This is a genomic window from Psychrobacter sp. P11G3 (assembly GCF_001435845.1).
In the GTDB taxonomy this organism is placed as follows: domain Bacteria; phylum Pseudomonadota; class Gammaproteobacteria; order Pseudomonadales; family Moraxellaceae; genus Psychrobacter.
On sequence record NZ_CM003596.1, the window covers coordinates 2,262,078 to 2,283,943 of the forward strand.

Sequence of the window (21,866 nt, forward strand, 5' to 3'; positions counted from 1 at the left end):
CATGTTGGCTATCGTATTGGACCCTACCGTACTGATCACTACTTTTGACCCGCGCTCTTTAATATATTTCTTTGATATGATTGGCATCATCGCCTGTAGCGTCTCAGGGACGATACTTGCCAAGCACAAAAACTTCGACGTCTTCGGCTGTCTACTTGTGTCTATTGTCACTGCTATCGGCGGCGGCACGGTACGTGATGTCATTCTCGATCGCCATCCGTTATTTTGGATGGTAGATATGAGCTATCTGACCCTCATTACGATTTCATCGCTAGCGATGCAGATATTTTTTCATCCAAATTCAAGACGAGTGGATAAGTTTCTCAAACTATCCGACACCATTGGCTTGTCAGCATTTACGCTGATCGGTATCAAAGTCGCTGATAGTATGGGTGCCAATGTACCTGTAGCACTATTGTTAGGTGTGATTACCATCGTGGTTGGTGGCATCATTCGCGATATGATTTGTAATGAGATTCCATTGGTACTGCAGCAAGAGATTTATATTACCGCAGCATTGACAGGTGGGGTTCTGTACTTTGCTCTAAAGAATTTAGGCGTGACAGATTGGGTAGCTGACATCTCTACGATGAGTACGATTTTTACTTTGCGTATGCTGGCTATTCGTTACGATTGGCAGTTCCCCACACTAGAGTGGAAATACTGATACTAGGGCGTGTCTTCATTTCAAAAATACGAACGCGTCCATATTTGAGCGCGTTGGTATTATCGATTTAACATTGCTACTTTAGCCGTGCTCTACCACAGCCAAATCCTTGACCATTAGCTGTAAGCTTTGCTTGCCGTTCCATTCGTTGATGTCTAGCTGAAATAATAAATGGACTTGCTTAGCACGGTAATCCCACGCTTCATTATCGAAGTTGAAGCAAATTGCCTCTATCGGATATTGAACATCAGGATAGCGCAGCGATAACTTAAGATGTTTGTCTTTTAAAATCTTAAAGCTCAATACCTCAAACACACCATCAAATATTGGCGGTGCAAATCCATGACCCCAGATACTGGCATCGGCTAAATGCTCGGCAAACCATAAGCTAAAATCACCCGCTTGCAAAGGTCCATCGGTGAATTTTTGCTCTGCAAATACCTCATCATCTATCTGAGCCATCACTTCATTAAAAGCGGTGACAAAGGCCTCAAAGTTGCGGCGCTTGAGGGTTAAACCTGCCGCCATCGCATGCCCACCGAAGTGACTGATTAAGTCTGGATAACGCTCAGCAACTTGTTCAATCGCATCACGAATATGTACACCAGCGATAGAACGTGCAGAGCCTTTAATGGCGCTATCTTCATCCGTTTGTTCAGTGTCTGCTGGTGCAAAAACGATACTGGGTAAATAATGGCTTTCTTTTAGGCGACCAGCGACAATGCCAATGACTCCTTGATGCCAGTCATCTTGGTACAGAATAATACTACGCGCGCCTGCATTGCTAGCCTTAGCAGTAGAGATAGCTTGAGTAATTGTGTCATCGTTACTCGCATTGTTGTCGCTATCACCACTCACACTCTCGTCGCTATCATCTTTATTAGCCAATGCTTGTACGATACTATCAGCTTGTGCACGCATCTCGCCCTCTACATGACGACGCGTACGGTTCAGCTGCTCAAGCTCTTGTGCCAAGCGTTGTGCGGTACTCCAGTCCTCAGTCAATAAGCACTCGATACCGATGCGCATATTATCCATACGCCCAGCAGCATTGATACGTGGGCCTAATACAAAACCAAAATCCTGTGCATGAAGCTGCTTGGGATCACGGCCCGCTTGCTCAAGCAATGCCAATATTCCCATACAGCAGCGGCCTTGACGAATTGCCGATAGCCCATGATGTACCAAGATACGGTTGTTTTTATCCAGTACCCCAACGTCTGCAATCGTCCCAAGTGCGACCAAATCCAAATATTGGCTAACCTGTACCGTAGACTTGCCAGCTTCGCGGCGTAGCTTTGCTAAGCGTCCGAGCACATAAAACGCGACTCCAACTCCGACCAGTGCTTTACTAGCAAAGTCACAACCTAGCTGATTGGGATTGACTACCGCTTCCGCAGGTGGCGTCTCTTTGGTGGTGAGATGATGGTCGGTGATAATCACCGTGATACCATCAGCTTGGGCGCGTGCCACCCCTTCATGACTTGAGATGCCATTATCAACCGTCACTATCATATCTGGCTGAAAAGTCTCAATACCTAACTCGACAATCTCTGGCGTCAGACCATAACCGTACTTAAAACGATCTGGTACTAGGAAATCAACGACCGCACCCATCTTTGTGAGCGCGCGCATCATTAAGGCTGTACTGGTGGCACCATCACAGTCAAAGTCACCAACGATCAATATACGCTGACGCTCATCAATGGCCAAGTCCAATAAGCGCACGGCTTCTGTGACACCGTGCAGGGCCTCAGCAGGCAATAGACCTGATAGGCTAGTCTCCAGCTCATCAGGCGCAGTGATACCTCGACCTGCATACAGACGGGCAAGCGTGAATGATTGAGCGGCAAATGGTTGCAGCGCGGCGGGCAACTCGTCGATGCGAGTGCTGGTATAACGGGGGGTTAAATTTAGCATGAGGGTATTCTACTGGCTTTAGTAGAGGCTCACAATGACAATTTATACTACCTCTGTATATCATTAGGCATTGTGCAACCTGATGAATAATGTCCATACATTAGTGATAATTGATACTGCCATTTTTATAGCTTATACAAATCGCCTTCGTTTAATCACTTACAAAAAAGGTGCACAGTGTGAGTAATTTCATTCATTTTGCTACAAAGCAATGATTGTAAGCCACGCATAAATCCATAAAATAGTAATCAACTGAAAGATTTGTTATTTGTTGAACTTTTTATCATTTATATTTTAATTATTTATAAGGACACTTTATGAAAACCACGCCACTTGCTGAAAAACTTCCAAATACTATCGACCCTAACCTAGACCTTGATAAAGTTAAAAAAGAATGTCAGGGAATGGTAAAAAGACGCGCTAGAGTTTCTGCTGGTGTAGCGGTTGTGCCAGTACCATTTTTTGATGTGGCAGTTGATGCGGGCATGTTGACGCAATTGATTCCAGAGATTAGTGAGCGTTTTGGTCTCATTGAAGACCGTCAATCAGCCATTAACTTGGAATCTCGCGAAGTGCATTGGAGCGCAGTAAAAGACCGTACCGTAGATTTCGCTGGACTCATGGCAACACGTGGTATCGTCAAAAAAACTATCCAAGGTTTCGGTGGTCGTATCGCTGCCAAACAAGTGACCAAGTTTATCCCACTTGGCGGTCAACTGGTTGCTGCAACGATGGGCTATACGATTTTTAAGAAAATTGCCAATGACCATATCAATGAATGCTATAAATTGGCAAAAGATATTCAGCAAAAAGAACACGGCAAAAACGTATAAATAAGCCGAATAGCTTAGTCTATATCAAGCCAGTTAAGTGTTCACTTAGCTGGCTTTTTTGTGGTTTATATATCTAGGTCATAGAGTTCTAAAATAACATGCGCCTGTGGTCAATGATGTCATTGCTAGGTTTTACTGATAATATACAGCTTTATTTATGACAGACACCTTAAAGGACTAACTTATGAAAAAAATCTTGGCTTCAACGATGATGCTAGCGACTTTTGCCTTGGCGGGATGTACCACAACAGGTGCTACAAACAACAGTACAGGTACAGCAATCGGTACCGCAAATGAGATCGGCATGAATGTTTTTAGAGCTGCGATCGATAACCAGTGTCGTAGCCAAATTGAAAAACAAAACGCGTGGCGTGTTGCAAGCGTTGCCATGACAGAAGCACAGCAAGAATCTGTTAAAACCAATGTTTGTGGCTGTGTCAGTGAGCAAGCACCGCAGCAAGTAACCATTGTTGAGTTGGGCAATGCCGCGATTGACTCTCAGTACCGTACTCAGTTAGTCGCACAAGTCGTCGCCAAATCTCTACAGAGCTGCTATACAAGCTTTGTTCAATAGAACAATCAAATTATTCATTAGAATAAGAAATAATAAAAAGGGTGCGTTATACATAACGCACCCTTTTTATTGCTAATAGATTAGTTCATTTAATTAGCCTAAAATTTATTTGTGTCAGATGGTTGAGACGTTATAGAAGCCGTAAAAGGCAACGATTGGCTACGACGGAAATACTTCGAGGTGCTATCAATAATTTTATCCACTTCCTTAATTAAATCATTAATCACGTCATCGTAAATACCATGATATAGCTCTTTTTCAAATGCTGTAAATGGGTGTTTGCGCGAGGCTGAACCCACCTCAGTGACACCGTCTTTACTATAAAAAATATCTACGCGACCATCACTATTCAACACACAATTTAATAGTCCACCTTCAATTTCCATCTCTACGCGTTCTGGCATAAAAATATAGTCATCTACATTGATAAGCTTTTTTTCTACTTCTCGTTTAAAAAATGATTTGATATCGAACATAAGTACATCCCTAACTTTATAATTATAAGATATGTGAGCATGCCGAGCACTGTGACTGTTACCCAGTATTCATCTGTGTGATTAACGGGTCATGCTTTACTCAGTTATCCTATAAGATAGCGTTAGATTATTTAAGGTGCGATATGTAAAACTGCGTTTGATGTTGGTAAAAATGCACATTTAATTCTGGCTTCAATACAGTTCCAACAACCGAAATAAACACAACAAAAAAGGAAGCTACCAATAAGCAACTTCCCTTTTTTATTATCGAACTGCATTGACTTAGTTAAACCCAACCTTTTTCACGAAATGATTTGAGTACTTCTACAAATACTGCCATTTCATCAGGTCTGCCAAGTGTTAATCGATTAAATCCAGTGATAGGTGCAAACTCACGTCCGACCGCAATACCATGTTCGCGCATTCTATCGATATAGGTTTGCACATCGCCTTTTATTTCATGGAATATAAAACTGGCTTGTGATGGCAAATAGCGCAAACCAAGCTCATCTAATGCTTGCTCAACCAGCTGACGCGATTGATTGGCCGTACGTAAGCTCAATGCCAAAAAATCTTCATCATCAAGAGTCGCTAATGCAGCTACAGCACCTGACAAATTGGTATTATCAATCGAGATAAAAGCCTCTAGTTTGGCTATCATTTGCGGGCTAGCCACTGCATAGCCGACACGCATGCCAGCGAGTGCACATAGCTTTGAAAAGGTACGCACCACAACGATATTTTCTGAGTACTTCTCTCGTATCCATGCAACACCACTCTCAAAACTTGGATCAGTCACATACTCTGAATAAGCTTCATCTAATAAAAAGTAATGGTTACTTGGTACATGCCCTACCCATTCTTTGAGCTTTACTGTGTCAGTAATAGTCGACGTTGGGTTGTTTGGATTGCACAGATAAAACAAGCTAATACCATTAAAATCATCAGCCACTTTTTGCATGCTTTGCAAGTCAAAGGCGTAATTTCCAGTCATCAGCGGTACTTTTATCACAGGTACATCGATGGATGTTGCATATAATTCAGCATAGGCAAAGGTTGGATGCGGCACGATAACTTGGAATTTTTTACCTGCTACTAATGCTTGATTTTGTAGCATTTGGACGACAGTACGAATATTTTCACTAGAGCCACTGCCCAGTGAGATTTGACTCTCTGTCACACCGTTTATCTCAGCGACTTTGGTAATCAGAGCTGCACGTTGGTCATCAGGATAACGAAAACCGATGTCTAAAGAGTCGATAACGGCTTTTTTGGCAGCATCTGACATGCCGAGTGAATTTTCGTTAGAGTTTAATTCTATTAAGTTGTTGGTAAGCACAGTGAATAATACGCCTAGATTATGTCCATTCCAAAAATTCAGTCTATGTTGATAATGTGAGCTATAAAAACAGTAGGCCTAGCCCAAATAAAGCATTACACGTGCTCGGCTTGTTAGCTTGCGACTTAAATTTTTGAAATATTCTATGGATGGTGAGATTTATGCGGATATGGTAAGTGGCAATGCGTTGTATTACAAGTATTCTGCACATTCCGATATTGAATAAACCATAAAAAAGTGAGGTACTCAAAAAGCACCTCACCTTCGCTATTGTTTAGCCTCTTTTTAGCCTTAATATTTAACCCAATCTATCAGATTAAATGTGCTTTTAACTCTAGTACTTTGTCACGCGTTTTTGCTGCTTCTTCAAACTTCAAATCACGCGACATTTGCTGCATTTGCTTCTCTAATCGTTTGATTTCTTTAGCAAGCAAATCAGGACTACGCAAGATATTGATATCCACATCTGGCAAGTTACTCTTAACTGGGATAGCTTGATTGTCATTGGCATCCAAGCTTTCACCAGTATCAATCTTGTCCGTGATACTACGACGAGCACCTTTTGGCGTAATGTTATGCTCAAGGTTAAAGGCAATCTGCTTATCACGGCGACGATCCGTCTCGTCTATTGCCTTTTGCATACTTGGCGTAATACTATCGGCATAGAGAATGGCTTTACCGTTTAAGTGACGCGCTGCACGACCAATGGTCTGAATCAGCGAACGCTCTGAACGCAAGAAGCCTTCTTTATCAGCATCAAATATCGCTACCAGTGACACCTCAGGCATATCCAAGCCTTCGCGTAATAAGTTGATACCGACCAGCACATCATGCACGCCAGTACGGAGCTCATGGATAATCTGCATACGCTCAACAGTATCGATGTCCGAATGTAGATAAGCGACCTTCACATCGTACTCTTTAAGGTAACTGGTCAAATCTTCCGACATACGCTTAGTCAATGTGGTAATCAACACACGCTCGTCCTTTTCGCGGCGTTTGGTAATCTCTGATAGCACATCATCGACTTGCGTCAAGACAGGACGTATCTCAATCTCAGGGTCAATCAGACCCGTCGGACGGACGACTTGCTCTACGACTTGCTCGCTATGCTCAAGTTCATATAGCGCTGGCGTAGCACTAACATAAATGGTTTTGGGCTTGATACGCTCCCATTCTTCAAACTTCATTGGGCGGTTATTCATCGCACTGGGCAATCTGAAGCCATAATTGACCAAGTTTTCTTTACGCGATCTATCGCCTTTATACATCGCACCAATCTGCGAAACCGTCACATGGGATTCATCAAGGAATAGTAAGGCATCTTCTGGAATATAATCAAACAACGTCGGCGGAGCTTCCCCTGATGGACGACCAGAGAGATGCTGTGAGTAGTTTTCGATACCGTTACAGTAACCAAGCTGCTGAATCATCTCCAAATCATATTGAGTACGCTCTTTGAGACGCTGTGCTTCGATCAGTTTGTTGTTGTCACGGAAGTACTCTAAACGCGGCTCTAACTCAGCACGAATAGTATGGCTGGCAGCTTCTAACTTATTACGCGGCGTCACATAGTGCGACTTTGGATAAATAGTAATACGTGGCACGCTGCGTACCGTCTTACCCGTTAAGGGATCAAACCACGTAATCTTCTCGACTTCGTTATCGAATAAATGCACACGTACGGCTAGCTGCTCAGACTCAGCAGGATAGATATCTAACAGCTCTCCACGCAAGCGATACGTACCACGGCCAAAATCTAGCTCATTACGCGTGTACTGCATCTCAACCAAACGCTTGATAGTCGCTGTACGGTCGATGTTATCGCCTACGACGACATGCAATAGCATTTTTAGATAGCTTTCTGGATCACCCAAACCATAGATACAGGATACCGAAGCGACAATAATCGCATCGCGGCGCTCTAACAAGGCACGCGTGGCGGACAGACGCATCTGATCAATATGATCATTGATAGCGCTGTCTTTTTCGATAAAGGTATCACTCGCAGCGACATATGCTTCTGGCTGATAGTAATCATAATAGCTGACAAAATATTCAACCGCATTATTAGGAAAAAACGATTTAAACTCACCATATAGCTGAGCCGCTAGCGTTTTATTATGTGCCATAATAATGGTTGGGCGCTGAGTTTCAGCGATGACCTTTGCCATGGTATAGGTCTTACCAGAACCAGTCACACCCAATAGCAACTGCTCGTCCATGTCCGAATTGATGCCGTTAACTAGCTTTTTGATGGCTTGCGGCTGGTCGCCTGCTGGCTCAAAGTCAGTAACCATCTCAAAGGCACGACTTGATATTTGCGTCCCTGACGCATTAACACCACTAATTTCAGCTTCGCCTTGGAGCTGAGTGGCCAATTGATTTAACTGACGCGATGAGCGCGGTTCAGGCATTCGCATAATGGCTTTCTTCTTCTTAAGGTTTATAACAATATGGGGTCTGAGCAGCGGTTTTTAAAGGAGAATAAGGAGTCTTATCCTATAGTAGAAACGCTCTCTCGCTGCTCAAAGCATTAGTATATGAATGTACTATTTATTAAAAGTTAAGGCTTAATAGTAGCGGATAAAACTTACATCGTTATAAAAAACGCACACAGTATTCGATAAATTTACAAAGCTTTTCACGGTTAACAAACTCGTTACACGACCACCTAACAAAGCCTAACACTCAAGGGTACCAACACTGAGTTAAGCTGCTATTATCGTTCTTGAATTAACAAGTTGATGACTTTCAAGTATTAGTGCTCAGTACTAATGAATGGATAGCTTTACAGCAATTTTTATCATTAGTTTTAACTTGATTGTCATCGAATAGAAAACCAATAAAAATACATTGAACTTTCATTCAATATAATAATTTTAAATAAATGACGGAGTAAAATATGAGAGAACGTTACGCAAGTGGTATTTCAGACGAAACTGCGAAAAAAATGATTGATTTGCTAAACGCTAACCTAGCAAACGTTATTGATTTGACCTTAGATGGCAAACAGTGCCATTGGAATCTACAAGGCACCGGCTTCATCGGTGTGCATCAGTTATTAGATGAAACATCAGATCGCATCCTTGAAGTATCCGATACTATCGCAGAGCGTATTGTAATCCTAGGCGGTCAACCAAACGGTTTGGCAAGTCGCGTAGTCAAAGAGTCTATTCTAGATGACTACCCAACTGACATCACTGAAGTAGACCAGCATGTTCGCGAGCTAACTAGCCGTTATAAGAAAGTTGCAGAGACATTACGTGAAGCGATTGCTACTGCTGGCGATGCAGGTGATGAAGACACCGCTGACTTGTTTACAGAAGCTAGCCGTATCGTTGATAAAGATGCATGGTTCATCGGCGCAAACGCACCGAAGAAATAATAGCATTCAATTTGACTAGTCACTAAGCACTAGAGTTATAAAAAGAGCCGTCATAGTTGACGGCTTTTTTGTGTTTGGCGTTTTGTTAATTTAAAAAGAATACTTAGAAGCATTCGATAAAACATACATATTACATGTTCAATTCATCAAACCCCAGATTAAATATTCTCTAAACTTAGTAGCTCAGCGTTAGGTTCTGACAGCGTCAAGATAGCCTCTTGAAAGACTGGGTTACCTCTGAATAAATTTTCAATCTCTTCAAACTTCTGAGCGATATGCTCTTCTTTTTGATTGCCGGCGATATCTACTGCCGCCACCATAAATATCTTTTTTGGGCCAACCCACTCTAGGTGCAGATAGGACACGCTATCGATATCTGGATGATTTAGCAGCTCGCTTAAAACATATTCGTGCATACGGTCAGTGACTCTATGTCCGACCAAGAAATCTCGGTTACGACTGATCAAAAATATGGCGACGACGCCCAATAATAGACCAACAATGATAGACCCTAACGCATCCCAATATGGTTCGCCCGTATAAGCGTGCATACCCATAGCAGCAGCGGCAATCACCAAGCCGATAACCGCTGCTAAATCTTCAAAGAATACACCGCGTAACGTTGGGTTAGATGTATCTACGACATAGCCAAGTGCACTGATATCGAGCGCTTCACCATGTTTTTTACTTTGTCTGTAAGCCTGAACCAATGAAATCCCTTCGAGCACAAACGCCACTGCCAAGACGATAAATCCAATCGTGTAATTGGTCTCAGATTCAGCAGCATTCCATTCTTTGATACCCGTATAAATAGAGACAATCGAACCTGCCGTAAACACACCAAAGGCAGCAATCATCGACCAAACATAAGACTCTTTGCCGTAGCCTAATGGATGGCTCTTATCAGCAGGTTTGATGGACTTTTTTTCTGCGACGATCAGCAAAGTACCATTGCCAGCATCTGCCCATGAGTGAGCTGCTTCTGCAATCATGGAGGCTGAGCCTGTCATAAAGGCGGCAACTGTTTTTGCGATTGCAATAACTAGATTGGCCCCGACTGCAATTAACACAGTGATCAGTGAGCCTGAATGCTCATCATTGGTTTCAGGGCTTTGATTAAGGGTATGTTTTAATTCAGGGTCATTTGGAATTTTAGGATTACCTGCCCCACGTGCGCGAGGTGTTTGCGCCTTAGGAGAGGCTAGTAAATGGCGCTGGGGATTAGCAATAGATGGCTTTAGACTCATGCTAGACTCACTAAAATAACGTATTGATAGTAGAATTTTTCGCCGTAGATAAATGGCTTAAAACATACATCAGCTTAAAATAAGCGCTCTACAATATCAGTGTCTTTTTAGTGAGTCGTTGTATGAATTATTAATTCAATAAAACTAGATAATTTTATACAATTTTAGATAGCTTTGAATAACTTTAGATAGCTTTGAATAACTTGGGCTATTTTTCTACCTCAGCATTTTCTTCGTTCTCGCCAAACTGCTTATTAATCTCTTCGAAATCACAACTTGGACGATGTGAACTTTCCATACGCAGCTTCTTTCGTTCTTTAGCCGCATCAGCTCGACACTGTTGCATCTTGTTTTTGATATCGAGTGGCGGTGCGGATGTCGGTTTACCGTTGTCATCGATAGCCACCATCGTAAAGTAACAGCTGTTGGTATGACGAACAGTACGACCACGCACATCTTCTGCTTCGACGCGGATACCTACTTCCATTGAGGTATTACCAACATAATTGACACTGGCTGCAAAAGTAACAAGCTCGCCCACATATATCGGCTCACGGAACATCACCTGATCGACAGACAGTGTCACCACATAATTACCACTATAGCGACTGGCACAAGCATAAGCGACCTGATCAAGCATCTTGAGCAAATCCCCACCATGCACATTGCCAATGAAATTCGCCATATCAGGCGTCATAAGTACTGACATGTATAGCTCATGGTTTAATGGTGCTTTTTTAGCAGTGGAGCTGGTATTGTATTGCGGCATAATATTCCTTAATGGTTTGACACTTATTTATTATGTCTACCATTTATACAGCAGGGCGCCGTATAGCACAAACGACCCTCTGTCATTAGACAGTCTAAATTGTGTAAATTGGTACTATTTAAACAGCGTTAGGGCGTGTCCTCATTTTAAAAATGGTGATAAAAATGAGATAAATTGCAGTCAAACAAGGAAAATAGCGCAGATAATATCGAGATATTAGTCAGCTATTTGACGCTGTTTGGCAAGATTTAGCTATTTTTAACCCATTTAGATGACTATCGATTGAATTGAGGACACGCCCTAGATAAGCCAAGATATAGGCGCTAGCTTAACCAATGAAAGCGATACGCAAGCCATGCCACTATCGCACTCACTGAACCGGTCAAAATACCACCCCATACAAAGTCAACCAACGCCGTATCTAGCGTAAAGCCCTTATACAGCGCCAGATTGGTAAAGTCGTATGTGCCATAAGCCATCAAACCAATCAGCCCGCCAAGTAAGAAGATATGACCAACGGATGCGCCAGCTTTGATCTGCGGATATAGAACCAAGATGCAAAGTGCCAATATATAGAACATATAGAACACGCCAGCCGCCATCATGTTTGGTTCATCGGCCAATAGATGCCCGATACGCGACTCATAAAAGGCGCCTTTCATGGTCGTAAGCCAGACAGCATCGACACCCAAAAAGATAACCACAGCAGCGAGATAAATAAAAACGTAACCCATGATATTACCTCTTATAAAATGAATAAAAACGGATAAAATTTATAGTGTTAGTCTTGGTTGAATAAAGTCTAAAAATGCCAAAATACGCGAAGATACGGCACTGTTTTTGTAATAGACCGCCTGTATGGCTTCACGGTTGTTTGGTCTGACTATCGCCTCGGGCAATACTTCAACCAATCGTCCAGATTTCAAATCTTCACCAATCATAAAATGTGACAGTAAAGCGATACCCTGATGATTTAAACATAGCTGACGTAAGGTCTCGCCACTACTGCCAGTCATATGAAAATTCAGTTTAACTGGAGTTTTTAGTGGCCAACTATTTAGTTTTGACGCATCGTTAAAGCCAATTAATTTATGAGTGCTTAAATCGTCAACATTCAAATTATCAATATGAGTCACTTCATTATGCTGGTGTAAGTATTCAGGACTGGCTACTAGCCGCAGCTTACTCTTACCCAATAGACGCGCATGCAGATTTGAGTCTTTTAAGTCGCCAATTCTGATAGCCAGATCTGTCTTATGTTCGAGCAAATCGATAATATTGTCATGCGAGGTAAGGTCGAGAGTGATATGTGGATACTGCGCTACAAAATCACCAACCAAAGGCGTCAGTTGATGAAAGACAAACGGGCTCGCGGCGTCAATCCGTAAATGCCCACTCGGCGCTTGTTTTAACAGCTTAATCGCTTCTTCACCGGTATATAACGTATTTAAACTCTCACGCGCATATCTTATAAAGACATGCCCTTCCTCCGTCAGCTCCAAACGCCGTGTCGTTCTATTTAGCAGCGTGCATTGCAGTGTATCTTCGAGTCTGGACACTGCACGAGATACTTTAGCTACTTGCTGATTCAATAAGTTGGCAGCGCCAGTAAAGCTGCCCGTGTCTACTACCGTCAAAAATATCTCTATGTCTTCTGTTTTAGCATGTCCCATCATCATGATTACCTTTACAAAATTGACAAAGGTATTTTGTCATTTGTGCTGTTTTTTGCAAATTATAAATCGGTCAAACTACGCGCATCATTTAATTATTAGGATGTCGTTATGCCACTCGCTTTATGGGCGCTTACTCTAAGCGCATTTGCAATTGGGACAACCGAATTTGTCATCGTTGGATTGGTACCAACTATTGCCACCGATCTGGGCGTGAGCTTACCTTCAGCAGGGTTGCTCGTTAGCCTATATGCTGTCGGTGTTGCCATCGGTGCCCCTATACTTACCGCACTCACTGGCCGCTGGAATCGCAAAATCGTACTGATGAGCCTAATGGGTCTGTTTGTCATCGGCAACTTGCTGGCTTGGCAAGCACCCAGTTATGAAACCCTAATACTTGCCCGTATCTTGACTGGTCTAGCGCATGGTGTGTTTTTCTCTATTGGTTCCATGATTGCTACCAGTCTTGTCAGTAAAGAAAAAGAAGCCAGCGCGATTGCCATTATGTTTACTGGGCTTACCGTGGCGCTCGTCACTGGCGTACCTCTTGGTACATGGATTGGACAGCATTTTGGCTGGCGCGCTACGTTTTTGGTCGTCTCAGTACTGGGTTTAATCGCTTTAATTGGTAGCGCCATATTAGTACCAAAAAACCTAAAAAAATCTATCCCTGCAACGTTCAAAGAGCAATTACAAGTCATTGTAAAACCACAGCTACTACTGGTTTATCTAATGACTATCCTTGGTTATGGCGGTACGTTTACGGCATTTACCTACCTAGCACCTATCTTAGAGCAGCAAACCAAATTTGCACCATCAGCCATTGGGCTCATCATGCTCGTATATGGCGTGTCCGTTGCTATCGGTAATATCTGGGGCGGAAAACTTGCAGATAAACGCGGCCCTATTAGTGCGCTTAGCATTATATTTAGCGCCTTAAGTGTCATTCTTTTATTGTTCACCTTTACTATGCAATCCAAAATTGCTGCTGTGCTGACTATTTTGGTATGGGGTGCTTTCGCCTTTGGTAATGTACCGGGTCTACAGATCTACGTAGTCAAGCAAGCTGAAAAATATACGCCGAACGCTGTCGATGTCGCTTCTGGCTTAAACATTGCTGCCTTCAATATCGGTATTGCACTAGGCTCAATCATCGGTGGTAGCGTGGTTGAAAATATGTCATTGCAAGACACAGCTTGGATCGGCGCTGTTATCTCTTTAATGGCATTAGCGGTCACACGCTATTCAGGTCTGCGTGATAAGCGTGCTCTGCAAGCATCATAGAACTTTTTAATATACAACCTTTCAATGTATAACCTCTCAACAGATGGGTCTCAAACTGTCTATACAGTATGAGACCCTATGAATGTTATGAACAAACCATATCTATATCACCTAACTTATACCGATACTTTGTCTAACGTATCTGCATCGTTAAAGACAGTCTCATCGTTCAAAACTGTTTTATGATTTAAGACGGCAGATGGCAGATCAGAAAAATGTAGCGTATCAATGTTGTTAGGCTTCACCGCAGTAACTTGTACCACACCGATCGTGCGCTCCAAAAACCCACCCTCGCAATAGCAAAAGTAAAACTCCCATAGGCGGATAAAGGCATCGTCATAGCCAAGCGCTTGAATCTCTGCACGCTGTGCCATAAACGCAGCACGCCAGTCACGCAGCGTGTACGCATAATCAAAGCCATAATCATGTAATTGTTTGACGACCATATCGGTCTGCTCAGTAAATTGTGTCGTCAGCTCTTGGTTTGAGAGCAGACAACCACCTGGGAAAATATGCGTTTGGATAAAATCGACTGAATCGATATAGTCTTGATAATTCTGATCGTTAAAGGTGATAGCCTGTAATACCATAAGACCTGTTGGCTTGAGTAAGCTATTACACTTAGCAAAGAAAGTCGGTAGATACTCATGCCCCACCGCTTCAATCATCTCGATACTGACTAGCTTGTCATATTGACCTGTCAACTCGCGGTAATCTTGCTTGAGCAGTGTGATTTTGTCAGACAGTCCTGCCGCCTCGACTCGTCGCTGTGCTTCATCATACTGGGCATCAGAGATAGTCGTGGTAGTCACATGGCAGCCGTAATGCTTGGCCGCAAAAATAGCAAAACCGCCCCACCCTGTACCAATTTCGATCACATTATCATCAGCGCTAAGCTGTAAACGTTGGCATATGAGCGATAATTTGTGCTGCTGAGCATCACTGAGCGTCACGTCAGGCGTAGGATAAACTGCTGATGAGTACATCATCGTATCGTCCAAAAACCGCTCATACATATCGTTGCCCAAATCATAATGCGCTAGGATATTGGATTTGGAGCCAGATTTGTCATTGCTACGCAGCTGATGCTTCGCTTTTTCAAATGCTTTACTAATACCAGCAAAACGATTCTCTAGTTTATTGAGCACTGCTAAGTTACGAGCGGCCAAACGAATCAAACCTGTCAGATCATCCGTACCCCACTCACTATCGATATAACTGTCTGCTAGCGCGATAGAGCCACCAAGTAATAGCTGACGATAGACAGCAGGATCATGAATTTGTAATGTCACATGTAGCGAATGGCGACCAACTGCCGAGCTACTAGCGTCATTAGTAGCTACTTTACCAAAACTACTTGCCTTAGGTTCCTGCTCGTCAAATGTTTCAATCAGCGTGAGGCTACCAAACTGAACGTGCTGTAACGCACGAAAGATAAGTTTTCTCGCTAAGTGATTCACACTATTGCTGACTGGCTGTAGTACAGCACTTTCATTAACTACTTTGCTCACACGAGCAGTTAATTTTTCTAGTTTTGTGACAGGTGCTCGATCGGTCGGTCGTGCTGGCATCGTATATTTATCCTTGTTTAAATGCTTTGTTTTTTAGTGATTCATTTTTAGTATTACATTGACAAAATTTTTGGATTGTTGGTATTTGAAAATTGCTGTAACTACAAAACGTCTTTTTGACTAGTATTTTTCTGCTAGCTGCTTTCCTTCTGTCTACTTTTCTGATGGCCGCTTTTCTGTTGACTGTCGGCCAATTTTTCATCGTAGTTGATATACGGCACTTTTTTTATCACATAGAGCTTAAACGCATGCCAATAAATACGGGTTAATGACGTCATATTCATCAAAGGGTTCTTTCGCAAGCTATGACGAACAGCCTCTTCTGTCATCGGTACGCCTGATATCTTTATGCCAGTTTTTAAAACTTCACCGCGCTCATCGCTGATATTGATAGCGATACGCACTTGTAAGCCAATATTAGGATGCTCATCCATTTTTGTACCTTTTACCGTGACCTGCCAGCGGTACAGCTGATCGATAGGGTTAAAAGGTGATACGTGAAAATCCTTGTCATGACAAAAATCAGTATCCTCTCCTTCTAAAAGAAATCCGTAGTAATGGCGCTTGTCCCATGGCGTATTAGACACTTCAGCCATCAGATGAGTTGGCGTTTGCTGCGCATCAAACCCTAAGTAAAAATTAACTGGGCTAAAATACATGCCCGCATTACGGCAGACAAGCAATCCCAACATATCGCCTTCAGGTGCGCTTCCCGCATATCTCTCAAATGCTCGGCTTAGACGTTTTTCTAGTGCTTGAACAGACTGTACATTACTGCCACGTTTTTTATCATTACTTAGGCTATTAGCACTCTGTAGGTCAGTATGCTGTAGCTCAATATGCTGTAGATAGTCATCAGCACAGAATTGTTGTAGCGCTTTTTTCTTTGCTGAAAATAGAGGCAGACCTTTTGCTAGTAGCTTTTTCGGTAATACTTTACGTAATGGTAACTTTCCTAAAACTGTACTCTCATCAAATGCTGCTGTACTAATTTCAGGAAGTTCCTGTCCTGCCGCTAGTGCGCTAATATTGACGCCCCAATAGCGATAAGGGTAGACGAATTTATTCACACTAGGTAGCAGCCGACTGTGCCATGTCGTACCCTCAAACAGCTGATGCGGCAATGCAGTGGTATCATAAGAATACTCATGACTTGGCATAGCATTGGTATCTTGAGCGGACGTGGTCATAAATAGTCTCTTGGGTAACGGCGTACTTTTTATATAGCGAATCTTTCAAAACACTTAGAATACATAACGGCATTAATCGTCATATTATTTGGTTTTACGGCGACCGAATAAGCCACGCTTCTTATATTGGCTCGTATCAGCAGCTGAATTCTGCAGACGATCAGCATACTCAACCAGCTCCTGATTGGTTGTCGCTGTGGTTACTTCACGCTTGTTCAGTCTACGTAATTTGGTATCCGCTTTTATAGGCAAGTCTTTATAACGAAACGGCGTATGCGCGCTATCAGCGTCAGGTAAATGAGCTGGATCAACCTCGTCTTTTATATCAATATCAAGCCCAAGCGCCTGACAGACGCGTAATCCACTGCGTACGCCATCTTCATGAAAGCCATTAAACCAATAGGCTCCGCAGAAATGCGTGTGCGAACCGTTACCAGAGATACTCGACCATTTAGTCTGTGCATCAATCATCGCAAGATCGAATACTGGATGACTGTAATCAATGCTCTTAATTATCTGCTTATCATCGACGCTTTTGTTGTCTACAGCTGGATTTAGGGTGACCAAATAATTGTGTTTTTTGGTCAAGCGTTGCAGGATATTCATGTGATAAGTCAGCACTGGCTTTGCAGGTATCTGTGCGTTTCCAGCCGCTTGCTCATCCTTAGTATTACCTGAAACTGTTTCATCTATTAAGTAATTCCAGCTTGCCCATGCCAGTGGTTTCTTAGGTAAAACACTGGTATCAGTGTGCAATACAGCCGTGTTTTTAGTAAAGCGGAAATGACCTAATACTTCAGATTCATCGGTGCTCGCATCCTTTAGAATCTTTAGTGCGGTATCTGCATGACAAGCAAATATAACTTCATCGAATACAAGATTTTCGCTACGATTGTTAGCATTACCTTTATCCTGCACTGTCAAAGCATTCTGTACTGTCAAAGTCACTTGATCGCCATCACGAACCACAGACTGTACTGGGCTATTGACTAGTATCTTGCCACCCGCTTTAATAAAGCGTGGAATCAGTTTATTGACGTACTGCTTTGAGCCGCCTTTTATCGTAAACCACTGCGGACGATTGACCACATCCAGCAACCCGTGGTTGTCAAAGAATTGTGCAAAAAACACCAAAGGAAATTCTTGCACTTCATCTAGGCTGGTTGACCAAATGGCCGATACCATTGGCAATAGATAGTTATCAGTAAATAGCTGACCGTATTTTTTTTGTGCCAAATAACCACCGAGCGTTTGCTCTGCAAAGCTACTGACATCTTGTCCTTGAGAGCGCGCACTATCATAATCCTGACGTAGCTGTTTGATATGCTTATTAAACTGCAAAATATCTTTGATAAACTGCCAGAATTTTGGATTGAGTACATTTTTACGTTGTGATAATAAAGTGTTGAGCGTATGACCATTGTATTCAAAATGACGTGCAGTATTTTTGACAGAAAAACTCATATCCGTTGCCTGAAACGGCACCTGCAACTCATGAAGCAAACGAAAGAAGTTCGGGTATGTGCGCTCATTAAAAACAATAAATCCTGTATCTATCGCACTACTCTCTACATTGCTACTCTTTACTTTTTTACCGTTTTGGAGTGCCACGTCAATCGTATTTACATGCCCGCCGATATAATCATTGGCTTCAAATACCGTCACATCATGTTGCGTACCTAGATAATGGGCACATGTCAGTCCTGACACACCTGAGCCGATGATAGCAATACGTTTTTGGGTAGTCTGATGGTCAGAATCTGCTGCAGCCTTGGTAGCATTTTTTTGGTTACTGGCACGCTTGAAACGAGTAAACGGCATAAAAGCATTCCCTTCTGTATTTTTCTGTCGATATGATGGCTGAGAGTTCTACTGATAGTAGATTATTTTTTATTAAGTTTTTCACTAACTTGCTGCCAGACCAAATCAGGCAGCGTACCCAATGCTTTTAAAGGCATGGTTAGTTTTTTCGGAAATTCAATCACATCATGCCCGCTTTCGATACCGTCTCGTATGGCTTGACTGGCCTGCGCTGGCGTTTGGATAAACGGCATCGGAAAGTCATTCTGTTTGGTCATCGGCGTTTCAACAAAACCAGGTACGACTAAGCTGACTGACACATCATACGGAGCAAGGCTAATCTGTAGGGTCTTCATCAGATAATGGATAGCAGCTTTTGAGCTACCATAGGCCTCAGCGCGCGCAAAAGGCACATAAGCAGACGCTGAACCGATACCGACCAAGCGACCTTTTGAGGCAATTAGCTTTGGCAGCACTCCTTCGATCGCATGAGACAACGTGCCCATATTGACCGACATGACTTTCATAAACACACTACTATCAAAGTTCGGCATATCTAAGTACTCGCACATGCCAGCGCCGCAAATAGCTAGATCGACATTGTCGATTTTTTCAAAAGCTTCGATGACCTTTTCTCGATCCATGAGGTCTAAATCAATCGTTTCTGCGCCTAACGCCTGAAGTTCAGCCAACGCTTCGTCGTCACGGCCAACTGCATATACATGATGATCTGCTAGCAGATAGTCTTTTGCCAACTGCTTACCAATGCCTGACGTCGCCCCAGTAATGAGAATATGTAATTTTTCAGTAGAATCTGTCATCGTAAATATCCTTTTTGAGTATTCTTATCTTTTTAAGTATTTTCATAATATGGAATTAATGCTCTTAAACTGATTGCTTAATGAAAATTTAGATTTTTGATAACAGCTAGCTATTATTGTTATTCTTCGCAGCTATCATTGGTCGCATTTAATTAAGCTATAAGCCATTTTATTTAACAAATCTAAATAATTATAGTGGTCGGCTACAGGTTTATTGTTGTGTCTTCGCAATCGTCTGGGCTCAAGCTTAATCTCAGCGTGTTGTTTACTACCTTCACAAGGATACTGCTATTACAAGCGATAACACAATATTCTGTTACTAGGGTCATAAGACAGCTCAATATCAGCATGCTACAATGCAAAAATTAGCAATCGCGTCGTTTGCCGAAGCATCATCTATAATCGAATGAGCGCCGTATCACGGTAAGATGACGCTATCTTTTCTTAAACTATCTGACATCTTGTCCTGATAGCAATGAAAACGTTATATAATTAATATCAGATTTTCACCAACCCCACTCTCATATAAAAAAGGATCTCTCATGAGCGAGTTGCAACTGTCTGACCGCGTCAACAACATCCAACCATCACCTACGCTAGCGATTACCAATAAAGCCAAAGAGCTAAAAGCAGCTGGTAAAGATATTATCGGTTTGGGCGCTGGTGAACCTGATTTTGATACCCCTGAACATATCAAAAAAGCAGCAATCGATGCAATCAATGATGGCTTTACTAAATATACGGCTGTTGATGGTACGCCAGAGCTAAAAACAGCCATCATCGAGAAGTTTAAGCGCGACAACGACATCAGCTATGAGCCAAACGAAATCCTAGTATCGGTCGGTGGTAAGCAGTCGTTCTTTAACCTTGCCCAAGCGTTTATCAATCCTGGCGACGAAGTCATCATCCCAGCACCATATTGGGTCAGCTATCCTGACATGGTTATCATCGCAGAAGGCGTGCCAGTCATCGTCAAATGCCCAGCTGAGCAAGACTTCAAAATCACCCCTGAGCAGCTAGAAGAAGCGATTACTGACAAGACTAAATTGTTGGTATTGAACAGCCCATCTAACCCGACTGGTATGATCTATACATTAGATGAGCTAAAGGCCATCGCTGAAGTATTGAAAAAGCATCCACAAGTTTATGTAGCTTCAGACGATATGTACGAGCACATTCGCTGGACAGGCGATAAGTTCTACAATATCTTAAACGCGGCACCTGAGCTAAAAGATCGTGCCATCATCTTGAACGGTGTGTCTAAAGCGTATGCGATGACAGGCTGGCGTATCGGTTATGCGGGTGGCCCTGCTAAGCTAATCGGCGCGATGAAAAAGGTACAGTCACAGTCTACTTCATGCCCAACATCAATCAGCCAAGTGGCAGCGGAAGTCGCTATCAGTGGTGATCAGAGCGTACTAGAGCCGATGGTAGCCGCTTTTGAAAAGCGCTGTGACCTAGTCGTAGATGGTCTAAATGCTATTAAAGGCATTACTTGCTTGCGTCCTGATGGCGCATTTTATGTGTATCCAAATATCGTACCGCTTATCAAAGCGGCTGGCCTGTCATCATGTACTGAATTCTCAGCATGGTTATTGGACAAAGTAGGCGTGGCAGTCGTACCTGGCGATGCATTCGGTCTTGGCGGCTATATGCGTATCTCGTACGCTACTGATGAGGCAACATTGAAAGATGCACTATCACGTATCGAAAAAGCAGTGGCTGATTTAGACGTTGCTGAATAAATCGTAAATAGCAACGAGTCTTACCGCTGTTCATTAAAAAAACGCCCTATACACTCTATAGGGCGTCTTTTTTTGCGAGAGTCTTAGACATAATTAGGAAAAACACGCTATCTCATCATTAAAATGACAATTTTTACTAATTATGCAAAAAAAGGCTTGACGTATTTTTTAACTTTGCTAGAATACGCCCCACTTAGCAAGAACTCGTTAGAGACTTCTAAGGCTCGTTGTAAGCGATTAAACACTTACAGCCTATTCTCCAATAGCTCAGTTGGTAGAGCAACGGACTGTTAATCCGTGTGTCCCTGGTTCGAGCCCAGGTTGGAGAGCCACATTTTAGTAGTAATTTTCTTGAGTCAACTTTGATTCAATTATGGCATTTGCCAAAACCCTCATCAATTTGATGAGGGTTTTTTTATGCGTATCATTTAGGTTCTGTTGAACATTCAAATGTGGTACTGGCAGTGACTATTTTTTAGACAATACGCAGTGAAATTTTTGACGCCTAGTCGTTCTAGGTTAGACAATTTCGCCATGTATTGGCAAAAAATAGCCCTGCCCTCCACTCG

At 42.6% G+C, this 21,866-nt stretch carries 18 protein-coding genes and 1 tRNA gene; 7 read left to right on the forward strand and 12 right to left on the reverse strand.

All coding sequences use genetic code 11. From position 1 onward, the window contains the following. Position 1 precedes the first annotated feature (1 nt). Positions 2-667, forward strand: a complete 666-nt coding sequence (locus tag AK824_RS09040) for a trimeric intracellular cation channel family protein (RefSeq protein ID WP_057760888.1) — start codon at positions 2-4, stop codon at positions 665-667. Positions 668-748: 81 nt separating this feature from the next. Here AK824_RS09040 and recJ read toward each other — a convergent pair whose 3' ends face one another. Beyond that, positions 749-2,587, reverse strand: a complete 1,839-nt coding sequence (recJ, locus tag AK824_RS09045) for a single-stranded-DNA-specific exonuclease RecJ (RefSeq protein ID WP_057760890.1) — start codon at positions 2,585-2,587, stop codon at positions 749-751. Positions 2,588-2,904: 317 nt separating this feature from the next. Between recJ and AK824_RS09050 the strand changes: the two genes are divergently transcribed. Both AK824_RS09050 and AK824_RS09055 read left to right on the forward strand, forming a co-directional pair. Then, positions 2,905-3,420, forward strand: coding sequence for a hypothetical protein (locus AK824_RS09050; RefSeq protein WP_057760892.1), 516 nt, complete (start codon positions 2,905-2,907; stop codon positions 3,418-3,420). Positions 3,421-3,604: 184 nt separating this feature from the next. After that, a complete protein-coding gene (locus AK824_RS09055) occupies positions 3,605-3,994 on the forward strand; it encodes a hypothetical protein (RefSeq protein ID WP_057760894.1) in 390 nt (129 codons plus the stop codon). Between the two features lie 98 nt (positions 3,995-4,092). On the opposite strand, the gene AK824_RS09060 is transcribed toward AK824_RS09055, so the two are convergent. The 3 genes from AK824_RS09060 to uvrB form a co-directional block, all read right to left on the reverse strand. Then, a complete protein-coding gene (locus AK824_RS09060; protein WP_057760896.1) occupies positions 4,093-4,470 on the reverse strand; it encodes a hypothetical protein in 378 nt (125 codons plus the stop codon). Positions 4,471-4,756: 286 nt separating this feature from the next. Further along, complete coding sequence (locus tag AK824_RS09065) at positions 4,757-5,809, reverse strand: pyridoxal phosphate-dependent aminotransferase (RefSeq protein ID WP_227511150.1); 1,053 nt, start codon at positions 5,807-5,809, stop codon at positions 4,757-4,759. 311 nt (positions 5,810-6,120) lie between these two features. Then, positions 6,121-8,232, reverse strand: a complete 2,112-nt coding sequence (uvrB, locus tag AK824_RS09070; RefSeq protein WP_057760899.1) for an excinuclease ABC subunit UvrB — start codon at positions 8,230-8,232, stop codon at positions 6,121-6,123. Between the two features lie 482 nt (positions 8,233-8,714). Here uvrB and dps point away from each other — a divergent pair, with 482 nt between their 5' ends. Beyond that, positions 8,715-9,197, forward strand: coding sequence for a DNA starvation/stationary phase protection protein Dps (gene dps / locus AK824_RS09075; RefSeq protein WP_057760902.1), 483 nt, complete (start codon positions 8,715-8,717; stop codon positions 9,195-9,197). Between the two features lie 158 nt (positions 9,198-9,355). Here the strand turns inward: dps and AK824_RS09080 are convergent, their stop codons facing one another. The 4 genes from AK824_RS09080 to AK824_RS09095 form a co-directional block, all read right to left on the reverse strand. Beyond that, on the reverse strand, positions 9,356-10,444 hold the full coding sequence (locus tag AK824_RS09080; protein ID WP_057760904.1) for a cation diffusion facilitator family transporter: 1,089 nt from the start codon (positions 10,442-10,444) through the stop codon (positions 9,356-9,358). Between the two features lie 208 nt (positions 10,445-10,652). Further along, entirely contained in the window at positions 10,653-11,213 is a 561-nt protein-coding gene (locus AK824_RS09085) for an acyl-CoA thioesterase (protein ID WP_057760906.1), read from the reverse strand. A 323-nt stretch (positions 11,214-11,536) separates the two neighbouring features. Beyond that, positions 11,537-11,947 (reverse strand): DUF2177 family protein, encoded by a 411-nt coding sequence (locus AK824_RS09090; protein WP_057760908.1) that lies wholly within the window; start codon positions 11,945-11,947, stop codon positions 11,537-11,539. A 39-nt stretch (positions 11,948-11,986) separates the two neighbouring features. Continuing rightward, a complete protein-coding gene (locus AK824_RS09095) occupies positions 11,987-12,892 on the reverse strand; it encodes a LysR family transcriptional regulator (RefSeq protein ID WP_264753480.1) in 906 nt (301 codons plus the stop codon). 105 nt (positions 12,893-12,997) lie between these two features. Between AK824_RS09095 and AK824_RS09100 the strand changes: the two genes are divergently transcribed. Further along, entirely contained in the window at positions 12,998-14,170 is a 1,173-nt protein-coding gene (locus AK824_RS09100) for an MFS transporter (protein WP_057760912.1), read from the forward strand. Positions 14,171-14,286: 116 nt separating this feature from the next. Here the strand turns inward: AK824_RS09100 and AK824_RS09105 are convergent, their stop codons facing one another. The 4 genes from AK824_RS09105 to AK824_RS09120 form a co-directional block, all read right to left on the reverse strand. Further along, positions 14,287-15,741 (reverse strand): SAM-dependent methyltransferase, encoded by a 1,455-nt coding sequence (locus tag AK824_RS09105; RefSeq protein WP_082624619.1) that lies wholly within the window; start codon positions 15,739-15,741, stop codon positions 14,287-14,289. A 134-nt stretch (positions 15,742-15,875) separates the two neighbouring features. Next, entirely contained in the window at positions 15,876-16,931 is a 1,056-nt protein-coding gene (locus AK824_RS09110) for a DUF1365 domain-containing protein (protein ID WP_057760914.1), read from the reverse strand. Positions 16,932-17,015: 84 nt separating this feature from the next. Further along, a complete protein-coding gene (locus AK824_RS09115) occupies positions 17,016-18,752 on the reverse strand; it encodes an NAD(P)/FAD-dependent oxidoreductase (protein ID WP_057760916.1) in 1,737 nt (578 codons plus the stop codon). Between the two features lie 62 nt (positions 18,753-18,814). Beyond that, complete coding sequence (locus tag AK824_RS09120) at positions 18,815-19,552, reverse strand: SDR family NAD(P)-dependent oxidoreductase (RefSeq protein ID WP_057760917.1); 738 nt, start codon at positions 19,550-19,552, stop codon at positions 18,815-18,817. A 542-nt stretch (positions 19,553-20,094) separates the two neighbouring features. Between AK824_RS09120 and AK824_RS09125 the strand changes: the two genes are divergently transcribed. Further along, positions 20,095-21,297 (forward strand): pyridoxal phosphate-dependent aminotransferase, encoded by a 1,203-nt coding sequence (locus AK824_RS09125; RefSeq protein ID WP_057760918.1) that lies wholly within the window; start codon positions 20,095-20,097, stop codon positions 21,295-21,297. Positions 21,298-21,553: 256 nt separating this feature from the next. After that, a tRNA-Asn gene (locus AK824_RS09130) sits at positions 21,554-21,629 on the forward strand. The last annotated feature ends 237 nt before the right edge of the window (positions 21,630-21,866 follow it).

Bases quoted from the DNA above. Each gene is read 5' to 3' on its own strand.
- AK824_RS09040 (WP_057760888.1), top strand. From the start codon at position 2: ATGTTGGCTATCGTATTGGACCCTACCGTACTGATCACTACTTTTGAC.
- recJ (WP_057760890.1), bottom strand. From the start codon at position 2,587: ATGCTAAATTTAACCCCCCGTTATACCAGCACTCGCATCGACGAGTTG.
- AK824_RS09050 (WP_057760892.1), top strand. From the start codon at position 2,905: ATGAAAACCACGCCACTTGCTGAAAAACTTCCAAATACTATCGACCCT.
- AK824_RS09055 (WP_057760894.1), top strand. From the start codon at position 3,605: ATGAAAAAAATCTTGGCTTCAACGATGATGCTAGCGACTTTTGCCTTG.
- AK824_RS09060 (WP_057760896.1), bottom strand. From the start codon at position 4,470: ATGTTCGATATCAAATCATTTTTTAAACGAGAAGTAGAAAAAAAGCTT.
- uvrB (WP_057760899.1), bottom strand. From the start codon at position 8,232: ATGCGAATGCCTGAACCGCGCTCATCGCGTCAGTTAAATCAATTGGCC.
- dps (WP_057760902.1), top strand. From the start codon at position 8,715: ATGAGAGAACGTTACGCAAGTGGTATTTCAGACGAAACTGCGAAAAAA.
- AK824_RS09080 (WP_057760904.1), bottom strand. From the start codon at position 10,444: ATGAGTCTAAAGCCATCTATTGCTAATCCCCAGCGCCATTTACTAGCC.
- AK824_RS09085 (WP_057760906.1), bottom strand. From the start codon at position 11,213: ATGCCGCAATACAATACCAGCTCCACTGCTAAAAAAGCACCATTAAAC.
- AK824_RS09090 (WP_057760908.1), bottom strand. From the start codon at position 11,947: ATGGGTTACGTTTTTATTTATCTCGCTGCTGTGGTTATCTTTTTGGGT.
- AK824_RS09095 (WP_264753480.1), bottom strand. From the start codon at position 12,892: ATGATGATGGGACATGCTAAAACAGAAGACATAGAGATATTTTTGACG.
- AK824_RS09100 (WP_057760912.1), top strand. From the start codon at position 12,998: ATGCCACTCGCTTTATGGGCGCTTACTCTAAGCGCATTTGCAATTGGG.
- AK824_RS09105 (WP_082624619.1), bottom strand. From the start codon at position 15,741: ATGCCAGCACGACCGACCGATCGAGCACCTGTCACAAAACTAGAAAAA.
- AK824_RS09110 (WP_057760914.1), bottom strand. From the start codon at position 16,931: ATGACCACGTCCGCTCAAGATACCAATGCTATGCCAAGTCATGAGTAT.
- AK824_RS09115 (WP_057760916.1), bottom strand. From the start codon at position 18,752: ATGCCGTTTACTCGTTTCAAGCGTGCCAGTAACCAAAAAAATGCTACC.
- AK824_RS09120 (WP_057760917.1), bottom strand. From the start codon at position 19,552: ATGACAGATTCTACTGAAAAATTACATATTCTCATTACTGGGGCGACG.
- AK824_RS09125 (WP_057760918.1), top strand. From the start codon at position 20,095: ATGAGCGAGTTGCAACTGTCTGACCGCGTCAACAACATCCAACCATCA.